22 protein-coding genes are annotated in these 20259 nt (G+C 62.6%); 6 read left to right on the top strand and 16 right to left on the bottom strand.

The window, feature by feature from the left end; all coding sequences use genetic code 11:
- The first annotated feature begins 151 nt into the window (after positions 1-151).
- Positions 152-373 carry a translation initiation factor IF-1 gene (infA, locus tag NTU39_RS24395; protein ID WP_039393473.1) on the top strand — a complete coding sequence of 74 codons (222 nt, stop codon included), beginning with the start codon at positions 152-154 and terminating at the stop codon, positions 371-373.
- Here infA and NTU39_RS24390 read toward each other — a convergent pair.
- The 4 genes from NTU39_RS24390 to NTU39_RS24375 all read right to left on the bottom strand — a co-directional run bounded on the left by NTU39_RS24390 (position 370) and on the right by NTU39_RS24375 (position 2936).
- Positions 370-828, bottom strand: a complete 459-nt coding sequence (locus NTU39_RS24390) for a GNAT family N-acetyltransferase (RefSeq protein ID WP_150666189.1) — start codon at positions 826-828, stop codon at positions 370-372. The two genes, infA and NTU39_RS24390, sit on opposite strands and share 4 nt — an antisense overlap.
- A gap of 71 nt (positions 829-899) precedes the next feature.
- On the bottom strand, positions 900-1199 hold the full coding sequence (locus NTU39_RS24385) for an acylphosphatase (protein WP_150666188.1): 300 nt from the start codon (positions 1197-1199) through the stop codon (positions 900-902).
- Positions 1200-1213: 14 nt separating this feature from the next.
- Positions 1214-2326, bottom strand: coding sequence for a metallophosphoesterase (locus NTU39_RS24380; protein WP_150666296.1), 1113 nt, complete (start codon positions 2324-2326; stop codon positions 1214-1216).
- Between the two features lie 223 nt (positions 2327-2549).
- Entirely contained in the window at positions 2550-2936 is a 387-nt protein-coding gene (locus tag NTU39_RS24375) for a nucleotide pyrophosphohydrolase (protein ID WP_150666187.1), read from the bottom strand.
- Between the two features lie 112 nt (positions 2937-3048).
- On the opposite strand from NTU39_RS24375, the gene NTU39_RS24370 reads away from it, so the two are divergent.
- From NTU39_RS24370 to NTU39_RS24355, 4 genes are all read left to right on the top strand, one after another.
- The gene (locus NTU39_RS24370) at positions 3049-3438 is read left to right on the top strand and encodes a 2Fe-2S iron-sulfur cluster-binding protein (protein ID WP_308340632.1); all 390 of its coding nucleotides are present in this window, start codon (positions 3049-3051) and stop codon (positions 3436-3438) included.
- Positions 3439-3504: 66 nt separating this feature from the next.
- Positions 3505-5172: an energy-dependent translational throttle protein EttA gene (gene ettA / locus NTU39_RS24365; RefSeq protein ID WP_039393466.1), complete on the top strand. Its 1668-nt coding sequence runs from the start codon at positions 3505-3507 to the stop codon at positions 5170-5172.
- A 167-nt stretch (positions 5173-5339) separates the two neighbouring features.
- Positions 5340-6125: a 3-hydroxybutyrate dehydrogenase gene (locus NTU39_RS24360; RefSeq protein WP_257960135.1), complete on the top strand. Its 786-nt coding sequence runs from the start codon at positions 5340-5342 to the stop codon at positions 6123-6125.
- Positions 6126-6208: 83 nt separating this feature from the next.
- Positions 6209-7390: a DUF3734 domain-containing protein gene (locus NTU39_RS24355; protein ID WP_150666186.1), complete on the top strand. Its 1182-nt coding sequence runs from the start codon at positions 6209-6211 to the stop codon at positions 7388-7390.
- Positions 7391-7963: 573 nt separating this feature from the next.
- On the opposite strand, the gene NTU39_RS24350 is transcribed toward NTU39_RS24355, so the two are convergent.
- From NTU39_RS24350 to NTU39_RS24320, 7 genes are all read right to left on the bottom strand, one after another.
- Complete coding sequence (locus tag NTU39_RS24350; protein WP_150666185.1) at positions 7964-9844, bottom strand: chemotaxis protein CheW; 1881 nt, start codon at positions 9842-9844, stop codon at positions 7964-7966.
- On the bottom strand, positions 9841-10368 hold the full coding sequence (locus NTU39_RS24345; RefSeq protein WP_150666184.1) for a chemotaxis protein CheD: 528 nt from the start codon (positions 10366-10368) through the stop codon (positions 9841-9843). Before NTU39_RS24345 ends, NTU39_RS24350 begins: the two co-directional genes overlap by 4 nt.
- Positions 10352-11194 (bottom strand): CheR family methyltransferase, encoded by an 843-nt coding sequence (locus tag NTU39_RS24340; protein ID WP_150666183.1) that lies wholly within the window; start codon positions 11192-11194, stop codon positions 10352-10354. Before NTU39_RS24340 ends, NTU39_RS24345 begins: the two co-directional genes overlap by 17 nt.
- 116 nt (positions 11195-11310) lie before the next feature.
- Positions 11311-13008 (bottom strand): methyl-accepting chemotaxis protein, encoded by a 1698-nt coding sequence (locus tag NTU39_RS24335; RefSeq protein WP_150666182.1) that lies wholly within the window; start codon positions 13006-13008, stop codon positions 11311-11313.
- A 101-nt stretch (positions 13009-13109) separates the two neighbouring features.
- Complete coding sequence (locus NTU39_RS24330) at positions 13110-13421, bottom strand: hypothetical protein (RefSeq protein ID WP_150666181.1); 312 nt, start codon at positions 13419-13421, stop codon at positions 13110-13112.
- A gap of 725 nt (positions 13422-14146) precedes the next feature.
- Positions 14147-14467, bottom strand: a complete 321-nt coding sequence (locus NTU39_RS24325) for a hypothetical protein (RefSeq protein WP_246184727.1) — start codon at positions 14465-14467, stop codon at positions 14147-14149.
- Positions 14468-14615: 148 nt separating this feature from the next.
- Positions 14616-14909 (bottom strand): hypothetical protein, encoded by a 294-nt coding sequence (locus tag NTU39_RS24320; protein ID WP_150666180.1) that lies wholly within the window; start codon positions 14907-14909, stop codon positions 14616-14618.
- Between the two features lie 262 nt (positions 14910-15171).
- Between NTU39_RS24320 and NTU39_RS24315 the strand changes: the two genes are divergently transcribed.
- Complete coding sequence (locus NTU39_RS24315; RefSeq protein WP_174985048.1) at positions 15172-15711, top strand: VOC family protein; 540 nt, start codon at positions 15172-15174, stop codon at positions 15709-15711.
- A gap of 48 nt (positions 15712-15759) precedes the next feature.
- Here NTU39_RS24315 and NTU39_RS24310 read toward each other — a convergent pair whose 3' ends face one another.
- The 5 genes from NTU39_RS24310 to hemA all read right to left on the bottom strand — a co-directional run bounded on the left by NTU39_RS24310 (position 15760) and on the right by hemA (position 20066).
- The gene (locus NTU39_RS24310) at positions 15760-16377 is read right to left on the bottom strand and encodes a UbiX family flavin prenyltransferase (protein WP_150666178.1); all 618 of its coding nucleotides are present in this window, start codon (positions 16375-16377) and stop codon (positions 15760-15762) included.
- 36 nt (positions 16378-16413) lie between these two features.
- Positions 16414-16728 (bottom strand): Grx4 family monothiol glutaredoxin, encoded by a 315-nt coding sequence (grxD, locus tag NTU39_RS24305; protein ID WP_257958757.1) that lies wholly within the window; start codon positions 16726-16728, stop codon positions 16414-16416.
- Positions 16729-16821: 93 nt separating this feature from the next.
- On the bottom strand, positions 16822-17697 hold the full coding sequence (gene prmC, locus NTU39_RS24300; RefSeq protein ID WP_257958756.1) for a peptide chain release factor N(5)-glutamine methyltransferase: 876 nt from the start codon (positions 17695-17697) through the stop codon (positions 16822-16824).
- Positions 17697-18779 carry a peptide chain release factor 1 gene (prfA, locus tag NTU39_RS24295; protein ID WP_150666175.1) on the bottom strand — a complete coding sequence of 361 codons (1083 nt, stop codon included), beginning with the start codon at positions 18777-18779 and terminating at the stop codon, positions 17697-17699. Before prfA ends, prmC begins: the two co-directional genes overlap by 1 nt.
- Positions 18780-20066, bottom strand: coding sequence for a glutamyl-tRNA reductase (gene hemA, locus NTU39_RS24290; protein ID WP_039393438.1), 1287 nt, complete (start codon positions 20064-20066; stop codon positions 18780-18782).
- Positions 20067-20259 lie beyond the last annotated feature (193 nt).

Here is a 20259-nt window from a genome sequence, read left to right as displayed (position 1 = left end):
CCTTCATGGCCGGTCGACCGGGTAGGCTCCTTTTGGCGTTCGATGTGCACCCCCGCTAGTTTTCAGGGTGCGGGGACGGTATTGGCGAACGAACTTACAGTAACACCGGTGCTGCGCCCCTCGCGAGCGGCACCCTCAAGAGGACACGATATTGGCCAAGGAAGAACTGATCGAATTCAGCGGACACGTTTCGGATGTGCTGCCGGATAATCGCTTTCGCGTCACGCTCGAGAACGGCGTGGAAGTGGTGGCATATGCGAGCGGCCGCATGCAGAAAAACCGCATCCGTATTCTCGCGGGTGACCGCGTGACGCTGGAAATGTCGCCCTATGACCTGAGCAAGGGCCGCATTAACTACCGTCACAAGAATTAAGTCAGCGACGACGTCTGGCTTTTGCGCGCCAGTCTTTGCCCATCGCGGGCATAGCCGTGGCGCGCATAGAAGCGATGTGCGGCGACCCGATGGTCGCTGCTCGTCACTTCGAATTTCTCGCATCCTTGCTCGTTGAACCACGCGTGAGCGGCCGCCATCAGCGCGTGCCCGACGCCCGAGCCTCTCGCATTCTCCTCCACCACCAGCGCCGTAATGCGCCCCAGACGCCCCGCCAGATGAAACATGGTGAGTGCGTGCAATCCGATACATCCCACAATCTGTGCGTTCTCGTCCACGGCGACGAAGGCCGCGTCATCGCCCTCCGCATTCGATAGCGCGATATTGCGACGAACGATGTCGAGCGGTGTCTCGTAGCCCAACTGCGCGAGCAGTGCGACGATGCGGGGTGCGTCTTCGTCGATAGCGCGACGGGTGCTGGGCGTAGGCGTTGGCATCGGGGTCGGTATCGGTATCGGGGGGGGGGGGCAGGATCGGAACGGACAAGCGCTTGCGCGCGAATCTCAGATCAAAGTTGTTCGAACCGATCGAAACGACGGCCCGTGTACTCCACTTCGCTTTCGAACTCCATGACGCGCGCGCCGGGCGGTCCGCGCCGCATCCATTCGAGCATCTTGTCGACCTGATCGGGTGTGCCCTGCACCACGGCGAGAATGTCGCCCTCGGGCAGTGCTTGCACCCATCCGCGAACGCCGATCAGATGCCCCTCGCGCACGGCCGCATGACGGTACCCCACACTCTGAATCTTGCCGCGCAGGCGCACAGCTACGGTTTCCAGCGAAGCACTGCCGGATGAAAGAGATTTCATCGCATTAAATCCAGTTAAACCTTGCCCGGCACGAGCCGGATGCGCGTGATTTCCGATGGTGCACCGAATCGCTTCGGCGGTCCCCAATAGCCCGTTCCCCGGCTCACATAGATTGCGAGACGGTCAAGACGGTGCAGCCCATGCACGAACGGCTGTTGCAGCGGCACGAAGTACATCCACGGCCAGAATTGTCCGCCGTGCGTGTGTCCGGAGAGTTGCAGGTCGAAACCGGCTTCCTGCGCGGCGGGGGCGCTGCGCGGTTGATGCGCGAGCAGCACGCGCGGCACGCCGTCGGGTGCGCCGTCGATGGCCGCCTGCGGATCGCTACGTTTTTCCGGATCGAACTGATGCGCGGTGAAGTCTGTCACGCCGGCGACCGTCAGCGATGCCCCCTCGTGGTCGAGCACCACATGCTCGTTTTCGAGAACGGTCAGACCGATGCGTCGCAATTCCGCGACCCACGCCGGGGCACCTGAGTAGTACTCATGGTTGCCGGTGCAGACGTAGGTGCCGTGGCGGGAGGTCAGTTGGCCGAGCGGCGCGATATGGTCGCGAAGCGCAGGCACGCCGCCGTCCACCAGATCGCCGGTGATCGCGACGAGATCCGGCTTGAGCGCGTTCGATGCCTCGACGATCGCTTCGATATAGCCGCGTCGAATCGTCGAACTCACGTGAATGTCGCTCAACTGGACAATGGTGAAGCCCTTGAGCTCGGACGGAAGGTTGGCAATCGGAACGTCGACGTCGACCACACGGGCGAGGCGTCGTGCGTTGTAGAAGCCCAGCACCGTCGACACCGCCGTCAGTATCAGCACGATGACCGCCGAACGGGTGACGAGCTGGGCGTCGAGCGCCGAGAAGGCCATCGCGACCCCGAGCACCACGTCGCGCAGCAGCGTGAACACGAAGAGCGAGGAGAAGACCCCGATCGCCGTCATTCCGGTCCACGTCAGCAACGTGGCGAGCGGTTCCTTCTGGATGGCGCGGCTCATCAGACCGAGCGGAATCAGCACGGTCGAGACGGCGAGCCACAACCCGCCCAGCACCTTCCAGCCAATGGCCACGGGCAACGGTGTCAGCAGACGCCAGCCGATGTACGCGTGCAGCAGCGCGATGATGGCGAGCATCAACCAGCGCGGACGTGCGGGGAGTGTGCGTTTCGACGGCTTGCTGTGCGTGTGACTCGCGCCGGGCGGCGCGTCTGACGTCTGGGAAGCCTGTGAGGATTGGGACATAGCGTTGTCGGATCGAAATTCGGGGGCGGACTTTGGCCGTTATGCGGGCGTGAGGCCCGATTGCAAGGGGCGGACACTCAATTCAGAGCCTCGGCACGATTTCCGCCGCGCCGGGTCACGCCTTCGTTGCCGGGTACTTCTGCGCGTTCAGGACAAGTTTGTCGGCGACCGCGCGATTCAGGTCGATACCAAGCACCATCGTCAGACGCACCAGATACATCGTGATGTCGGCCAGTTCCTGTTCGACATGCCGCGCTTCACTCGATTGCATGACGGCGTTGGCCTGCGCCTCGGTGTGCCACTGGAAGATCTCGACGAGTTCAGCCACTTCGACCGACAGTGCCATCGCAAGGTTCTTGGGCGAATGGTACTGATGCCAGTCGCGGGCATCGGCGAAGGCTTGTAGCTCGGCCCGCAGCCCCGTGGTGTCGATGAGGCGGCCGACGGGGCTCACAGGGGTATCGGCAGCATTCGCGGTGTCGGTTTTCTGAGCGTCGGACATGAGATTCGAGAGGCGAAAGTGGGTTATGGTAGCGCGTTGCTGCAAGATTCGCCGCGTAGCACGTTCATCGCTTTCGAGCGCCTTCGACCGCTCACCGTAGCCGCCTCCGTCCGTGAATCGCGCCATCTCCGCTGCCCCTGACACGGGATCGTCTGCTGCCAATGGGCACAATCACGACGCCCGCGACGCAAAGCCCATCACGCCGTATCGCGTCACGCTCATGCCCTCAGGCTGGCAGTTCGACGTGCCGGTCGACATGCCGATCTTGCTCGCAGCACAGGCAGCGGGCATCAAGCTGCCGAGTCTGTGTCGCAACGGTACGTGTCGTGCTTGTTTGTGTCAGGCGCAGACCGGTGGCGTGGGTGCACCGGTGACGTACCGGATCGAGTGGCCGGGTCTGTCGCGCGACGAGAAGCTGCAGGGCTGGCTGCTGCCGTGCTGCGCGTACGCGTGCGCCGACCTCGTGATCGACGCGCCCGATGCTGTGCGTGCCGCGCTTTGATAAACTTGCCGCTATCTGGCGCTCGTCTGTGAGCCGTCATAACCGTTTCAGGATCAGGAAAGCCGAATGGCACAGTACGTATTCAGCATGAACCGCGTGGGCAAGATCGTGCCGCCCAAGCGTCACATCCTCAAGGACATCTCCCTGTCGTTCTTCCCGGGCGCCAAGATCGGCGTGCTGGGTCTGAACGGTTCGGGCAAATCGACGTTGCTCAAGATCATGGCTGGCGTCGACAAGGAGATCGAGGGTGAAGCGATCCCGATGGCCAACCTGAACATCGGTTATCTGCCGCAGGAGCCGCAACTCGACCCCGAGCAGACCGTGCGCGAAGCCGTCGAAGGCGGCATGGGCGAGATCATGGAAGCCCGCACGAAGCTCGACGAAATCTACGCCGCGTACGCCGAGCCGGACGCCGACTTCGACGCGCTGGCCGCTGAGCAGGCCAAGTACGAAGCGATCCTCGCCGCGAGCGATGGCAACAACATCGAGCAAACGCTGGAAGTCGCTGCCGACGCGCTGCGTCTGCCCGCATGGGATGCCAAGATCGGCGTGCTCTCCGGTGGTGAGAAGCGTCGTGTCGCGCTGGCCCGTCTGCTGCTCTCCAAGCCGGACATGCTCCTGCTCGACGAACCGACCAATCACCTGGACGCCGAATCCGTCGACTGGCTCGAACAGTTCCTCACGCGTTTCCCGGGCACGGTCGTCGCCGTCACCCACGATCGCTACTTCCTCGACAACGCGGCCGAGTGGATTCTCGAACTCGACCGGGGTCACGGCATTCCCTGGAAGGGCAACTACAGCTCCTGGCTCGATCAGAAGGAGCAACGCCTGAAGCAGGAAGAGTCGAGCGAATCGGCACGTCAGAAGGCGCTCAAGAAGGAACTGGAGTGGGTGCGTCAGAACCCGAAGGGCCGTCAGGCGAAGTCGAAGGCGCGTCTTGCCCGTTTCGACGAGCTGAATAGCCAGGAATACCAGAAGCGCAACGAAACCCAGGAAATCTTCATCCCGGTGGGTGAGCGTCTGGGTAACGAGGTCGTGGAGTTCAAGAACGTGTCGAAGGCTTTCGGCGACCGTCTGCTGATCGACGATCTGAGCTTCCAGGTGCCGCCGGGCGCCATCGTCGGCATCATCGGCCCGAACGGCGCCGGTAAGTCGACTTTCTTCAAGATGCTCACGGGTCGCGAGCAGCCGGACAGCGGCGAGATCAAGGTCGGTCCGACGGTCAAGATGGCTTACGTCGACCAGAGCCGCGATGCGCTGGACGGCACGAAGACCGTGTTCGAAGAGATTTCGGGCGGCGCTGACGTGCTGACGGTAGGCAAGTACGAAACGCCGTCGCGCGCCTACATCGGCCGCTTTAACTTCAAGGGCTCGGACCAGCAGAAGCAGGTCGGTTCGCTCTCCGGTGGTGAGCGTGGCCGTCTGCACATGGCCAAGACGCTGATCTCCGGCGGCAATGTGCTGCTGCTCGATGAACCGTCGAACGATCTGGACGTCGAAACCCTGCGTGCACTCGAGGACGCGCTGCTCGAGTTCGCCGGTTGTGTGATGGTCATCTCGCACGATCGCTGGTTCCTCGACCGTATCGCCACGCATATTCTGGCCTTCGAAGGCGACTCGCATGTCGAGTTCTTCCCGGGCAACTATCAGGAGTACGAGGCCGACAAGAAGAAGCGCCTCGGCGAGGAGGCAGCAAAACCGAAGCGAATCCGCTACAAGCCGATCGCGCGGTAATGCAGGAAAAGGCGCCGCAAGGCGCCTTTTCTGTTTGTGCGGCGGCTGGACCTGCCCATCGATGCGGGGACGTCCGCCATCAGCCAGTGTTCGACGAACCATGCGCACGCATCGCGTTGCATGGTCCGCCATTTTGACGAATCAGGAGTGTGCAAATGAGCCAGTCGGTGAATCAGTTGAATGGGAAAGTCGCGGTGGTGACGGGGGCTGCCAGCGGCATCGGGAAAGAGATTGCGCTGACGCTGGCGCGAGCCGGTGCGGCCATCGCGATTGCGGATCTGAACCAGCAGGGCGCAGACGCCGTGGCCGAAGAAATCAAGGCAGCCGGTGGCCGCGCCATCGGGGTGGCGATGGACGTCACCAACGAGGAGGCGGTGAATAGCGGCATCGACAAGGTCGCGGAAACGTTCGGGTCCGTGGACATCCTGATCTCGAACGCGGGCATTCAGATCGTCAATCCGATCGAGAACTACGCGTTTTCCGACTGGAAGAAGATGCAGGCGATTCACGTCGACGGCGCGTTTCTGACGACCAAGGCGGCGCTCAAGCACATGTACAAGGACGACCGCGGTGGCATCGTCATTTACATGGGTTCGGTGCACTCACATGAGGCGTCGCCGCTGAAGTCGGCGTACGTGGCGGCCAAGCATGCTTTGCTCGGCCTCGCCCGCGTGCTGGCCAAGGAAGGCGCGAAGCATAACGTGCGCTCGCACGTCATCTGCCCGGGCTTCGTGCGCACGCCGCTCGTCGACAAGCAGATTCCCGAGCAGGCCAAGGAGCTTGGCATTTCGGAAGACGAAGTCATCAAGAAGGTGATGCTGGGCGGCACGGTCGACGGTGTGTTCACCACAGTCGACGACGTTGCGCAGACGGCACTGTTCCTCGCGACGTTCCCGAGCGCGGCGTTCACCGGACAGTCGTTCGTCGTGAGCCACGGCTGGTTCATGCAGTAAGTGCACGAGGCAGTTCGCCGTCCCGGCAGCGACTTTGTCGGGACGGTGTTCATCATCAGACAGCAAGCATCAGGAGAACGGTCATGACGGCCAATCCGCCCAAAGTCCCCAAACGCGCCATCGATTTACCGCCGTACGAGACGGTGGCGCTCGTTTTGCAGGGGGGCGGTGCGTTAGGGGCCTATCAGGCGGGTGTGTACGCCGGTCTGTACGAGTCGGGTATCGAACCGAACTGGATCGCTGGGATTTCCATCGGTGCGCTGAACACGGCAATCATTGCGGGCAATGCGCCGGAGCGCCGCGTCGAGCAACTCGAAGCGTTCTGGCGGACGATTTGCGAGCCCGCCGTCTTTCCACCGCTCCCCGCACCGTTCGAAGCCGCCATCCTCAACGGCCCGGAGTCGGGGCGCATCGCTTACAGCGCCTGGCAGGCGTGGCGCGCGATGGCGGAGGGCCAGAAGGGCTTTTTCACGCCGCGCTGGCCGCAGCCATTGCCCACGGCCATGGGCGACCCGGCGCATGCGAGTTATTACGATACGTCTGCGTTGCGCGGAACGTTGGAGCGGTTCGCCGATTTCGACCGGATCAATGCGCGCGAGATTCGTGTGTCGGTCGGCGCGGTCAATGTGCATACCGGCAACTTCGTGTATTTCGACAACACGCGCGAGACGTTGCGGGCGGAGCACTTCATGGCGTCGGGCGCGTTGCCGCCGGGATTCCCTGCCGTGGAGATCGACGGGCAGTATTTCTGGGATGGCGGCCTCGTGTCGAACACGCCGCTCTCGGAGGTGCTGGGCACGTCGCCGCGCCGGGACACGCTCGCGTTTCAGGTCGATCTGTGGAGTGCGCGGGGGCCGTTGCCCGATAATCTGAACGACGTCGCGGGACGGCAGAAGGACATTCAGTTCTCAAGCCGTACTCGTCTGGTGACGGACAACTTGCAGCGTGCCCAGCACTATCGACGCGTGTTGCGCGAGGTGCTCGATCGTGTGCCTGCGGATGTGCGTGCGCGTGATCCGTGGTGTCATGCGGCGCAGGAGATTGCGTGCAGCAAGCGCTACAACGTCGTGCAGCTGATTTATCGCAACAAGGAATACGAGGGGCACTACAAGGACTATCAATTCGGGCTGTCCACGATGCTCGATCACTGGGCCAGCGGTCTCGACGACGTTCGCCGCACACTTGCGCATCCCGACTGGCTAGCGATGCCGGATGATGCCCGAGGCTTCGTCACGCACGATATCCATCGTCATGAAGTGATTTGAGGAAGTGTTCCGACAAAGGAAGTCTTGGGAGTGCACCGAAAAACAAAAAACCCGCGCGAGCGGGTTTTTTGTGCGATTCGGATGACCCCACGCGGGTGAGGCCAAATACATACCTAGCGTTATCACCAGTATGGAAGCTGGGAGAGGAAGTTTAGGGCAGCGGCGAAAGTATACTCGTTTTCCTCATCGTTCAACGACACGAGGTCCGGGGTACGGCAGGTAATGGAATGGAGTGAACTGGAGGACTGCTTTTCGTCGCCTAGGTTGCGAAGGCCTCCGCGAGCTGCAAATTGTGAGTGGATGGCTCAATCCGAAACTTCGAGACTGGCTCAAGCCCATGGATCGCTTTGCTCAAACGTGGCAGCGTTGGGAGCGAGCGCAGGCGGAATTCGATTTGTAAGCTCGGTCTCGCTGGCAATTCGACGCTATGCAACGTGCATACCACCCCTGCGGCGTGCCCCCCGACACGCCGCAGGGCCCTGCACCGGCGCTCGCGAATCCGCCGGTTTTACTTCAGTACTTACATCCCGCGCTTGCCGCTTCCTCACCCTTGAACGGCCTTGTTGCCGCGACTCATTGCGCCAACGCTGTCTCCAGACGCATCTTGAGCGGCTGAAGATCGAGCAGCATTGCTGTGCGCGCAGCGCCGTCCGCCGTCGGGAGTTCCACCGCCTCACGCATGTCGTTGCGCATCTCGTGAGTCGCGCGTCCGAGCAGCATGGCGGGGACGGGCAACTTGTCTGCTTCGTCCAGCGTGACGATGTTCTCGATGGCGTCGACCAGCAGCCCGAACTTGTCCTTGCCGTGTTCGATGACCAGAATCTTGCGCGCCTGCGCATCGTCCTGCATCGGCATGCCGTAAAGCGCTCGCAGATCGACGATGGTCACCAGTTCGCGCCGCAAATTGAGCATGCCGCGCACGAACGACGGTGCCCCCGGTGCAGGCATCACATCCGGCGAATCGTGAATGATCTCGCGCAACTGGTCGAGACGCACCGCGAGCATGTGCTGCAAACGGAACGACACATACGCGTGACGCGTTCCGCGCGACGATTTCGCGCCGCGCCAAGTCGCCTCACCCGCTTTTGCCCGTTGCGCCGGGTCCGTCTCGCGATACAACTCGCGATGCCCGCGTGTGAGTTCGAGCACCTGCGAATGCGTGAAGAGTTCGTCGGCGTTGAGCAGCACGATGTCGTTCGACGTGACGGTCGCACCTCCCGCGTCCACCGGCTCGCGCGGAATGCATCCTGCGAAGAGCTGCGCGTGTGATGCGCTGAACGACGGCATCGCCAGCAACTCGTCAGCGTAATAGGTGACGATGCTGTCCACTGCGTCGACCAGCAAACCGAAGTGCACGTCTTCCTGTTTGACGATCAGAATGCGCCTCGGGTCGGACGCCGTCCCTGCAATCTCCGGCGCCGGACGGCTCGCCTGCAACCCCAGAAAATGCGCGAAATCGATGACGGGCACGACCGTGCCGCGCAGGTTCAGCATGCCGACGCAGAAGACACTCGCCAGCGCCGAGTTCTGCAAATCGGGGATGCGGATGATCTCGCGGATCGCGCTCATCGGCAGCGCCAGACGCGAGTGCTCGACGGTGAACGACACGCATTGCAGCCGTTGCCGCTGCTGGCGGCGCTGCGGCGCGCTGAGCGCCTGACGCGCGAGCAATTGCGGCATGTTCTCGATGTGGACGAGCGCACCGGGTGCGAGGATCTGCAAAATGCGGTCGCCGCCATCGAGCTTGATGGCACCGGACACCACCTGCGGCGCAACGTGCGACGGGTCGTATTCGAATGCCGTTCGTTGCGACGCCCGCACACGCAGAATCTCACTCGTACTATCGAACAACAGTCCGACGCGAATGCCTTCCACATCCACGATGGCGATCTTCTCCGTCACCGGCGTGGCATTGCGGGACCCGGCGCCCGCGACGTTCGTTGCGCCAGCAATCGCCAGCAACGGCTTCAGATCGACGATGGGAATGAGCGTGCCGCGCAGGTTGAACAACCCGAGCAGAAAGGCGGGCGAAAGTGGCACAGGCGTAATGCGCTCGGGGAAATTCACGACCTCCTGCAACGCCGCAATCGGCAACGCAAATTCGACGTCGCCCAGATGAAACGAGCCGAACACCTCGATGTCGTCCGCAGTTGCAACGCGTACTTTTGCTGGCGTCGTCAGCGTGACTTCGGTAGACGCCAGCGATGGCGACGCCACGTCTACTAGCGCGCCGTCGGCACACGGCTCAGGCAAGTCATGCGTATCCGATGAGGAGGATGGTAAAAGCTCCGCATCGCGCATGTATGTCGTCACGCCCGGCATCGGTCCGTAGCCGCATCCATAGCCCTTAACGCCCTGATAACCCTGGTAAGGCGATACCGTTGGCGGCAAAACGGTCGTGCCCGCGACGGCGTCGCGCTGGAGAAACGGAAATCCCGGTGTCCGTGCATTCATGAATCACGTCCCACGAGTTTGAGAGCAGGGCGTCGCGGCATGGCGGCACCCCCGTTCGAGCCAATGGTGCGCACGTGAAACGCGTGACGCGCGCAGTCGATCAACAGTTGCCGTCCGACTTCCCCGCCGACCTCGACGTGGACGATCGGTATGCCCGTCTCGGCGATCAGCGCCTGCGCCATCTTGGCGTTCGCCACGCCGATCAGACCATGCTTGGCCGGTGGCTGGTGCGGCATCATGTTGCCGCCACCGGCGATCACGGCTTCGATCTCGCTGCGGCGCGCGCCGTCCGCCTTCATCAGCGCGAGCAACGACGGCACCGCCTGCGTGACGTACTTCGCACCGATGGCCAGCGTCGGATTCGGCGCTTCCGGAAGCAGGCAGTGTGCGAGGCCGTAGAGCCCGCGCGAGCGCCACATCAGCCCGATGCCGACGCACGAACCGAGGGTGGCCCGCAGCACGTCTTCACCGCGCCCGATGCGCACCTCGCCCATCAACACCTGAATGTCATGCGACGGCCCCATTCGACGCCCCCTGATTGCGGTAAATGAGCGGTTGCTCAAATTGATAGCCGGTGGACAGTCGCGAGAGCGACTCCGATTCGCCGACGATCAGCACGCCTTCGGGGGTAAGCGTGCGTCGTACGTTCTCCAACACCCGTTCCTGATCGCCCGTCTCGAAATAGATCAGCACATTGCGCAGCATGACGAGGTCGAACGCCTCGCGACGCGCCAGGCGCTGGTAAAGGTTGTGCTCGCCAAACGTGATGTGTGCACGCAACTCGGGCGCGACCGTGAACCCGCCTGCGCTCGGACGGAAGTACTTCGCGAGCATGGCCGGACGCTGTTGCTTCAGCCCGTCGATACTGCGACCGCCGTAGTTACCCGCCATTGCGACGGCCAGCACCTGACTCGAAATGTCGGTCGCGTGGATCTGATACTGGAAGCCCGGGTGACGCGCCCGAAATTCCTCGCAGATCATCGCGGCGGAATACGACTCTTCACCGGAGGAAGCGGCGGCCGACCACATGTGGAAGGCGCGTCCCGGATTGGCGGCATGCCAGCGTGGCAGGTAGTGCTGAGCGAAGTAATCCCACACGCGCGGGGTGCGAAAGAACGTGGTTTCGTTCGTCGTGACGAGATTCACGAAGTTGCGAATCTCGTCCGGCGTGTTCTCCAGCAGCGCGAGATAGTCGCGATAGCAGCGCAGCGAGAGCGTGCGCAGGCGCGGGCGCAAACGGCCCTGCAACATCGTCCACTTCTTCTCGTTCATCGAGATGCCGGTATGCCGGTGAACAGCACGCAGAAGCGCTTGCTGGGTGACGGCGTCGGCGTCGGCTTCGATTTCCATATCGGGCCCTCTTGGCGGACGTGGGTTCCAATGCGGCCAGTCGGTTGGCCGTCACCGGAAAAAATACCGGCGAGCGTATTCCCGGGGTGCGAAGAATGCGGCTCGCCGGGCAAGGCCTACACCTTGAACCTCGATACGGTGTGATCCAGTTCCTCTGCGCCCTGATTGAGGCCGGTCGTCGCCTGGGCGATGGTCTCGCACGCGCCCGCCGACTTCTCCGTCTCTTCCGCCACATGCTGAATCGCGAGACTCACTTCGCGCGCGGCGACGAGCTGTTCTTCGGCGGCACATGAGATTTCGGAAATGGCCTGCGTGGTGCGCGACACGCCGCTTACGATCTTCTCGAACGCTTCGCCTGCCTGACGCGACACGTCGCTGCCTTGCGACACGCGCTTGGTCGACTCGTTGATGAGCTTGGAGATTTCCTTGGTGGCCTGCGACGAGCGCTCGGCGAGCTTGCGCACTTCGTCTGCCACGACCGAGAAGCCGAGGCCGTGTTCGCCCGCGCGCGCTGCTTCGATGGCGGCGTTGAAGGCGAGCAGGTTGGTCTGCCCGGCGATCTCACCGATCACTTTCACGATCTCGCTGATGTCTTCCGACGACTTGTTGATCAGGTCCATGGCCTCGATGGAACGGGCAATGGCGCGTGAGCCGGTTTCGGCTTCCTGCTGCGTCGACTTGGCGAGTTGGTCGGCACCCTTGGTGTTGTCGGCAATCGAGTTGATCGATGCCGTCAGTTCCTCGATGGATGCGTTCATCTCTTCGACCGTCGCCCCCAGCGCTTGTGCACCGGTCGCTACCGTATTGGCGCGGTCTGCAATGTCGCGAGATGCGCCGGAGAACTCGCCTGCGGAGTTGACGACCTTGCCGATCACGCCGCGCAGGTCGTCCATCATGTGACGAATGCCGTCGGCCAGTTGATCGATAGGATCGGTGCCGTTCACCGCAATGGCGCCGGTGAGGTCACCGGCAGCCGCGCGGTTGACCGTGTCGAGCAGCAGTGCGACTTTGCGCTGGTCGTCGTCCGCGCGCTGCTTCACGCTCGCTTCGAGCTCGACTTGCGGGGTGATGTCGGTGGCGAACTTCACGACCTTGTAGGGGCGCCCGTTCGCGTCGAGGATCGGGTTGTACGTTGCCTGAATCCAGATTTCGCGTCCGCCACGGCCGATGCGCTTGTAGCGACCCGCATCGAATTCGCCGCGATTGAGCTTGGCCCAGAAGTCGCGATACTCGTTACCGGCGGCGTAATCCTGTTCGCAAAACATGCGGTGATGCTTGCCGCGAATCTCGTCGAGTGAGTAGCCCAGCGTTTTCAGGAAGTTGTCGTTGGCCGTGATGACCGTGCCGTCGAGATTGAATTCGATGACGGCCTGCGCGATGTCCATCGCGCGAACCTTGCCTTCGAATTCGGCCTGACGCGTGCGGTCGGCTGTGACGTCGGTGGCGAACTTGATCACCTTGTATGCCACGCCGTTCGCATCGAAGACCGGGTTGTAGGAAGCGCGGATCCACACTTCGCGTCCGCCTTTGCCCAGACGCTTGTACTCGCCGGAATCGAATTCGCCACGACCGAGCTTCGCCCAGAAATCCCGATATGCGTTCGAGGCGGTGTAATCGGGCTCGCAGAACATGCGGTGATGCTGGCCCTGAATTTCATCGAGACGGTAGCCAACGGTCTGCAGGAAGTTCTCGTTCGCGTGAAGAATGCGTCCCTGCAAATCGAACTCGATGACGGCCTGCACGCGGTTGAGCGCGGCGGTGACGGCCTGTAGTTCCTGTTGTTCCATCTGGAATTCAGGCGTGGCGATTTCCATGACTTTTCCCCTGATACGTTTGCCCCGGCACGTGTCGTGCGGCCGTCACGAAAGGGATGCTGCGTTCCCCCGATTGAATACGCAGTCCTCTATAGACGCGATTACGACAGCGGAGGAGTCAACTTGAGATCGGTGAGTACCCGCATGAGGTTTATGCCGATAACGTTGAAAATCGCTTCGAAAGCCACGTCCAATAAGGCTTTAAAGATAAAGGAAACAAATAGGAAGTCGACGCTGTTATAGCGTCGATACATTTCAAACGCACAGATGAAATGAGAATACAAAAGCGCCTGCACGTTCGCGGTGCAGGAAAGTGTCGCGATCACGTGTCGGAGATTCGGCTCCGCAAGGATCGGAAGAATTTGAAAAAAAGCCTCCTCCCGTGTCTGCAACGGGAGGAGGGTTTGAGTCAAAGCCGCACTCTTCGGGGCAATTGAAAGGGCGACGCTTACCACTATGCAAGCGTCGTGCCAGACAACGGGGTCTCAGGAAACCCGCGTCGTTGCTGGCTTTTCGGAAAGTCGCGATATCGGCGACGGGCCGATGTTACGGCCACAAACGGCACGCGTTACGTAACAAAGTGCGACACTTTCCCGGTTTGGCAACCTTCGCTTACACGGCTTACAGACGCGTGATGGGCTTCCTACAGGGGCGGCGATATAAAGAAAGCGAACGGATTCGCGTTCTTACCTGTGGAGTCAGATCATGAAGTTAGTCGTCGCTGCGTTGCTTGCTATCACGCTTGCCGGATGCGTTGTCGTTCCGGAACGGCCCTATTACGGTGGTGGTTATTACGGGCATCGTTGCTGCTATCGCTATTGAAATAACTTGGGCCCAAGTTCCTCTCGCAGTATCGAAAGTGCATTGCCTGGTGAGCTACGAAACCATTCGTCGCGTTAAAGCGAGGTCGTAAATTACTCGAATGCCGATGAGTGCCTGAATGCGCGATGGCGCATGAAGCGTCGATAAATCGTCGAGGCTTCATGCGCGCATTGCATAGGTCGATGCAATCCGTTCGCAGCGACGTTCGTCAGAACGACGTTTTCAACGATGGACGTGCTTAAAAGTGAAAGCCCCGCAGGTCGGTTGACCTGCGGGGCTTTTCTTTGACGCTGTATCGCCTTGAAGGCGGGGAATACTAGCGATGGCGATAGTCGCGATGGTCGCGATGGTCCCATCCACGGCGATCCCAGCCGCGATCGTGATGCCAGTGGCGCGGCGGCGGGCCTCGCCAGTAGCGCGGGGGCGGGCCATACACGACGGGCGGCGGAGCGACCATCATCGGTGCCGGTGCGGCGTAGACGGGCGGCGGTGCGTAGACCGGACCCGGCGCCACGATAGCCGGGCCGGGAATGCCGATGTTGACCGACACGTCGGTGCGTGCGAAAGCGCTGCCCGACACGAATGCTGCAGTGAGTCCCGCGAGGGTGGCGGTGGCCATCCAGAAACGACGTTGCATCTGTTCTCCTTATTAAGCGCTGCGCTGTGTGTGCTGGCGCGCGATCCGTAATTGAAATTTTACGGACGAGGAGCCGCCGCCGGTGCTACGGCGGCACTACAGATGTAACAAGGCGTAAGGGGGGCGAAGGAGATGAGCGTCAGCAGACCTACCGGCGTTCGTGGTCTCGTGGTGCGAGAAAACTTGCCGGACGCCGGCCGCGTCGTTCGGAGGTCGCGAAGTAGGACGGCCGACGCAAATCGTGGGTGTCGTTCGGCGAACGCCAGTACGGTGTGCGGGGTGTGCCGAGCAGGTCGCCGGGACGGTGCGGGGAGAGCGGTGGTACGGCAGCAGGCCAGGCGACGTTGCGCCAGCGCGCGCCCGCAGGCACGACAAGGACCAGCATGACGAACACGAGCGTCACAACGGCGTAGACGACAACAGGCGAGAGGGCGGTCTCCATGACAAACTCCGGTCGCGTACATGTCACACCACTGGGGGGATGCGTGTCGGGGCGGCATCCAGGGCAGGTGCATTCATGCGAAAGTCCCTGGAGAGACGCAACCATGCGGTTCGGCACGCAAAGTGTGGCGTTTTCACTATAGTCCATGCGGGTCTTGCTGACACTCGGTTGATGCCACGCAGGTTGCAGGACTACACTACAGACGCAGTTTCCTGAATGCCATCACGACTTTGCCGTCCGGGGGATCGAGATGAACCAGGCGATGCTGGATCCCACTTCTGCCGTCGACTCCACGGCACTCGGGCGGGCTGCGCCCGCTGCACCGGCTGTCACGCCGGTGGCCATCGATCACGTCGCGTATCCAAGCTACGATGCGACGCTCACGCACCGATTCTACGTCGACGTGATGGGTTTCACACTCGCAGGCGCTCAGACCGGCATGAGCCGGTTGTGGGGCAAACCCTATCTGCTCGTCAGTTATCAGATCGAACCCGGTCAGGCGCTGGCGTTTTTCAATTGCGACGGCCTCGCACCCGAACCTCATTCCGACACGCCCGCGACTCAGATCCATCACGTTGCGTTACGCGTGCGCGACCTTGAAGCGCTGGAGCGCTGGAAGTCGCGGCTCACTGCCCACGAGGTGCCGTTTGCCGTTGAGCGTCATGGCGACGGCGAGCATCTCTATCTGCTCGACCCGAACGAGATCATGTTGGAACTGTGCGTGCAGACACCGGAGTCCGCCGCCGGACAGTCTCAGGGCGCGCTCGACACGCTGCAACGCTGGGTCGACGGCGTGAGATAAACGGAAGGGGGATACTGCGTGCGCCAGAAGCGAGGGCGCGCGTGACGCTCAGCCTTCGACATCCTTGCCCAGACCGTCCCAGCTTGAGGCGACGGGCGGCGCAATCCCGAACAGATCGATCACACGCGCGACGGTGTCGTCGACCATCGCGTCGAGCGATGCCGGGCGGTTGTAGAACGCGGGGAGAGGCGGGTAGACGATGCCGCCCATTTCGGTGACGGCCGTCATATTGCGCAGATGTGCAAGGTTGAAGGGCGTCTCACGCACCATCAATACCAGACGGCGACGTTCCTTCAGGGTGACGTCGGCGGCGCGGGCGATCAGATTGTCGGACAGCCCGTGCGCGACGCTTGCGAGCGTCTTCATCGAGCAGGGTGCGACGACCATACCGGCCGTGGCAAACGATCCGCTGGCGATGTTCGCGCCGATCTCCCGCACGCTGTGGTACTGATCGGCGAGCGCCTGCACGTCCGAGCGTTCCAGCCCGAGTTCGTGACGCAGCGTGAGCCAGCCTGCACTCGAGACCATCAGATGCGTTTCGACGCCGCCCATCGCACGCAGGCGTTCGAGCAGGCGCACGCCGTACACCGCGCCCGTCGCGCCGGTAATGGCGACGATCAGACGCGAAGGTGCGGACGTTCGGGTAATACCCGTCGATAGGGCCATCGACTGTCGATCGGAGAGATCGGGCGCTAAGGCCACTTAGACGAGTTCAGCGATGATCTGCTTGAGTTCGCCGCTCTGGTACATCTCCATCATGATGTCCGAGCCGCCGATGAATTCGCCCTTGATGTAGAGCTGCGGAATCGTCGGCCAGTTGGCGAATTCCTTTACGCCTTGACGGATTTCCTCGTCTTCCAACACGTTGACCGTGTGCAGGTCTTTAACGTCGCATGCCTTGAGGATCTGCATGGCACGGCCGGAAAAGCCGCACTGCGGGAATTGTGCGTTGCCCTTCATGAAAAGGACGACGGGGTGCTCGGAGACGATTTGCTGGATACGTTGCTGGGTGGTCATGTTCGTAAAGCCCGTGGGGATGCCGGAAAGTCGGCGTATCCGGCATTTTAACGGTTTTCCGCGCCGCCCGTCGGCGCCCGCTCTGACGTTCGATCAGGGGCGGCGTCCGCCGGTCGTGCGCTCGATGCCCGCAAGGTCGCGTTCGGAGGCCACGTCCGTGAAACCCGCCGCCGTGCAAAGCGCCCGGACGTCCGCTGCCTGATGGTAGCCATGCTCGCACAGCAGCCAGCTATCGGGCTTCAGCCGCTGCGGTGCGCCCGCCACGATGACGCGCAGGGCGGCGAGGCCGTCGGCGTGATCGGTCAGGGCGTCGACCGGTTCGAAGCGCAGATCACCCTGCGAGAGGTGTTCGTCGCCCGACACGATGTAGGGCGGATTGGAGACGATCAGATCGAACGGGGCCTCGTCGGCGGGCAATGCGTCATACCAATCGCTCGCCAGGAACCGGACGTGGCCGTCCAGCCCGAGTTGCCGGGCGTTTTCACGGGCGACGTCGAGGGCGGCGGCAGATCGGTCCAGCGCGGTGACGCGCGCATCGGGACGACTATGCGCGATGGCCAGCGCAATCGCGCCGCTGCCGGTGCCGAGATCGAGCACGCGCGGCGTCTGGCGTCCTTCGATGCGCGCCAGCGCAAGCTCTACGAGCAGTTCCGTTTCCGGCCGGGGGATGAGGACGGACGGGGTGACAGTGAGCGTCAGTCCGAAGAATTCCCGCGTGCCGGTGAGATAGGCGATGGGTTCGCCCGCCACGCGACGCGCATGCAAGGCCCGGTAGACGGCGACCGTCTCGGGTGCGAGCGGCTCGCGGTCGCGGGTAATCAGTTGGGTACGGCTCCAGCCGAGCACGTGCGAGAGCAGGATGCGCGACTCCATGGGCGGCAGGCCCGGCTCACGCAGCAGCGTGGCGACGGTGGCCACCCCGACGGGGGCGGCGCTGCCGTCTTGCGCGGTCTGCCCATCCTGCGTCATCAGGCCGCCTCGCCCAGCGACGCCAGCAATTCCGCCTGATGCTCGGTCACCAATGCGTTGATCATCTCGTCGAGATCGCCGTCCATGATGTATTCGAGCTTGTAGAGCGTGAGGTTGATGCGGTGATCCGTCATCCGCCCCTGCGGGAAGTTGTACGTGCGAATGCGCTCCGAGCGGTCGCCGGAACCGATCAGGCTCTTGCGGGTGGCGGCTTCCTTGGCTTGCTGGGCGCGCAGTTGCGCATCTTTGATGCGCGCGGCGAGCACCTTGAGCGCCTTGTCCTTGTTGCGGTGTTGCGAGCGGTCGTCCTGACACTCCACGACGATGCCCGTCGGCAAGTGCGTGATGCGCACGGCCGAATCCGTCTTGTTGACGTGCTGACCGCCTGCGCCTGAGGCACGGAACGTGTCGATGCGAATGTCGGCCGGGTTGATTTCGACGTCGGCGACATCGTCCGCTTCCGGCATCACGGCGACGGTGCAGGCGGACGTGTGAATGCGTCCCTGCGTTTCGGTGGCGGGCACGCGCTGCACGCGATGGCCGCCCGACTCGAACTTCAGACGCGAATAGGCGCCCTGACCGACGAGCCGGACAATGACTTCCTTGTACCCGCCCAGATCCGATTCGCTCGCCGACATGATCTCGACCTGCCAGCGCTGACGCTCCGCATAGCGCGAGTACATGCGCAGCAGATCGCCCGCGAACAGCGCCGATTCGTCGCCGCCGGTGCCCGCGCGGATTTCGAGATAGATGTTGCGGTCGTCGTTGGGATCGCGCGGCAGCAGCATGCGTTGCAGCGTGCCTTCCAGATCTTCCATGCGAGTACGGGCGTTCGCAGCTTCGTCTTCGGCGAACTCGCGCATTTCCGGATCGGACGCCATTTCCTGCGCGGCCGCCACATCTCCCAGCGCCTGACGATATTGCTGATATTGCGCGACGACGGGCGCCAGCTCGGCATGTTCGCGCGTGAGCTTGCGGTAGTTGTCCAGGTCGCGGGTAACGTCGCCCTGGCTCAATAGGCCATCAAGCTCGACCAGACGTTGCGTCAATTGGTCGAGCTTGGCTTGCATGCTCGCTTTCATCTATTTGTCGGCGGATCCCGAGGTGCGGAACAGTTCGGGAATGAGGTGAAGGATTTGCTCGCGCGAATCGCCGCGCGCCGTATTGAGCGCGTGCGTCGGGCCGTGCAGGAATTTCTTGGTGAGGGACTGGGACAGGGCTTCGAGCACGGCGGCAGGATCGTCGCCACGCGCGAGCATGCGCTGGGCACGCTCAAGTTCGGCCACACGCATGGCCTCGGCAGTGCCGTGGATATCGCGAATGACCGGCACGACGCTGCGCGCGTCGAGCCATTGCATGAAGTTCTGCACGCGCGTCTCGATGATCGCTTCGGCTTGCGCAACTGCTGCCTGACGCAGCGCGTTGCCTTCGCGCACGACCGCACCGAGATCGTCGACGGTGTACAGGAAAACGTCGGCCAGACGACCGACTTCCGGTTCGATGTCGCGTGGCACGGCCAGATCGACCATGAACATCGGCTTGTGCTTACGGGCCTTGATGGCGCGCTCGACGGCGCCCAGCCCGATCAGCGGCAACGTACTCGCCGTGCACGACACGACGATGTCGAACTCGTGCAGACGTTGCGGCAACTCCGACAGACGGATCGCCGTGCCGCCCAGACGCTCGGCGAGCTTTTCGCCGCGTTCGGCCGTCCGGTTGGCGATGTACAGGGCTTTCGGATTTTGCGCGGCGAAGTGTGTCGCGCACAGGTCGATCATCTCGCCCGCGCCGATGAACAGCACCTTCTGCGTACTGATGCTCTCGAAAATACGCTGCGCGAGACGCACCGCCGCAGCGGCCATCGACACCGAATGCGCACCGATCTCGGTCTGGCCACGGACTTCCTTGGCCACCGCGAACGTGCGCTGGAAAAGCTGGTTCAGATACGTGCCTAGCGCACCGGCCTCAGCGGCGGTGCGCACGGCGTCCTTCAACTGCCCGAGAATCTGCGTCTCACCCAGCACCATCGAGTCCAGACCGCTGGCCACGCGAAAGGCGTGACGCACGGCGTCGGACTGGGGCAGGGCGTACAGATGGGGGGCGAGGTCGCCGGCGGGAATGTTGTGGAACTGGGACAGCCAGTGCACCGCGCGCTCACGCGCTGCGGCATCGTCCGTCACGCAGTAGATCTCGGTGCGATTGCACGTCGACAGGATGGCGGCCTCGGGCGCGCTCAACTTGCCGCTGCCGGTCCACAGACTCTTGAGGCCCGCCAGCGCCGGCTCGATCCGCTCGAACGGAAACGCCACCCGTTCGCGCAGCGAGACGGGCGCCGTGTGGTGGTTCAGGCCGAGAGCGAGCAGTTGCATGGTGTGGGGGATCTAATAGCCCCTGATTATAGCGCGTCGACGCGATGCCCGTTTCAATGGTCTCGCGTCCCCGCGCATTGGGACGGCGTGCCCCATCATCGCGCAGCCGTCGGGTTTTGACAAATAGTCATCCCTTATACCCGACATAGAGAAGGCCCGCGCCGGGACGGCGGTCGGGCGCAATTTGCTTGAT

This window comes from Pandoraea commovens (genome assembly GCF_024704525.1).
Lineage (GTDB): Bacteria > Pseudomonadota > Gammaproteobacteria > Burkholderiales > Burkholderiaceae > Pandoraea > Pandoraea commovens.
Note: the sequence above shows the minus strand (reverse complement) of the source record. Positions and strands in the feature narration are given on the sequence as shown.

Coding starts and splice junctions, on each gene's coding strand:
- NTU39_RS24350 (WP_150666185.1), bottom strand. CDS start 9,844: ATGAATGCACGGACACCGGGATTTCCGTTTCTCCAGCGCGACGCCGTC.
- NTU39_RS24380 (WP_150666296.1), bottom strand. CDS start 2,326: ATGCTCGCCATCATCGCGCTGCTGCACGCGTACATCGGCTGGCGTCTG.
- NTU39_RS24390 (WP_150666189.1), bottom strand. CDS start 828: ATGCCAACGCCTACGCCCAGCACCCGTCGCGCTATCGACGAAGACGCA.
- NTU39_RS24325 (WP_246184727.1), bottom strand. CDS start 14,467: ATGCAACGTCGTTTCTGGATGGCCACCGCCACCCTCGCGGGACTCACT.
- NTU39_RS24335 (WP_150666182.1), bottom strand. CDS start 13,008: ATGGAAATCGCCACGCCTGAATTCCAGATGGAACAACAGGAACTACAG.
- NTU39_RS24345 (WP_150666184.1), bottom strand. CDS start 10,368: ATGGGGCCGTCGCATGACATTCAGGTGTTGATGGGCGAGGTGCGCATC.
- NTU39_RS24340 (WP_150666183.1), bottom strand. CDS start 11,194: ATGGAAATCGAAGCCGACGCCGACGCCGTCACCCAGCAAGCGCTTCTG.
- NTU39_RS24375 (WP_150666187.1), bottom strand. CDS start 2,936: ATGTCCGACGCTCAGAAAACCGACACCGCGAATGCTGCCGATACCCCT.
- NTU39_RS24310 (WP_150666178.1), bottom strand. CDS start 16,377: ATGGCCCTATCGACGGGTATTACCCGAACGTCCGCACCTTCGCGTCTG.
- prmC (WP_257958756.1), bottom strand. CDS start 17,697: ATGACGCAGGATGGGCAGACCGCGCAAGACGGCAGCGCCGCCCCCGTC.
- ettA (WP_039393466.1), top strand. CDS start 3,505: ATGGCACAGTACGTATTCAGCATGAACCGCGTGGGCAAGATCGTGCCG.
- NTU39_RS24315 (WP_174985048.1), top strand. CDS start 15,172: ATGCTGGATCCCACTTCTGCCGTCGACTCCACGGCACTCGGGCGGGCT.
- NTU39_RS24355 (WP_150666186.1), top strand. CDS start 6,209: ATGACGGCCAATCCGCCCAAAGTCCCCAAACGCGCCATCGATTTACCG.
- hemA (WP_039393438.1), bottom strand. CDS start 20,066: ATGCAACTGCTCGCTCTCGGCCTGAACCACCACACGGCGCCCGTCTCG.
- grxD (WP_257958757.1), bottom strand. CDS start 16,728: ATGACCACCCAGCAACGTATCCAGCAAATCGTCTCCGAGCACCCCGTC.
- NTU39_RS24385 (WP_150666188.1), bottom strand. CDS start 1,199: ATGAAATCTCTTTCATCCGGCAGTGCTTCGCTGGAAACCGTAGCTGTG.
- prfA (WP_150666175.1), bottom strand. CDS start 18,779: ATGAAAGCGAGCATGCAAGCCAAGCTCGACCAATTGACGCAACGTCTG.
- NTU39_RS24320 (WP_150666180.1), bottom strand. CDS start 14,909: ATGGAGACCGCCCTCTCGCCTGTTGTCGTCTACGCCGTTGTGACGCTC.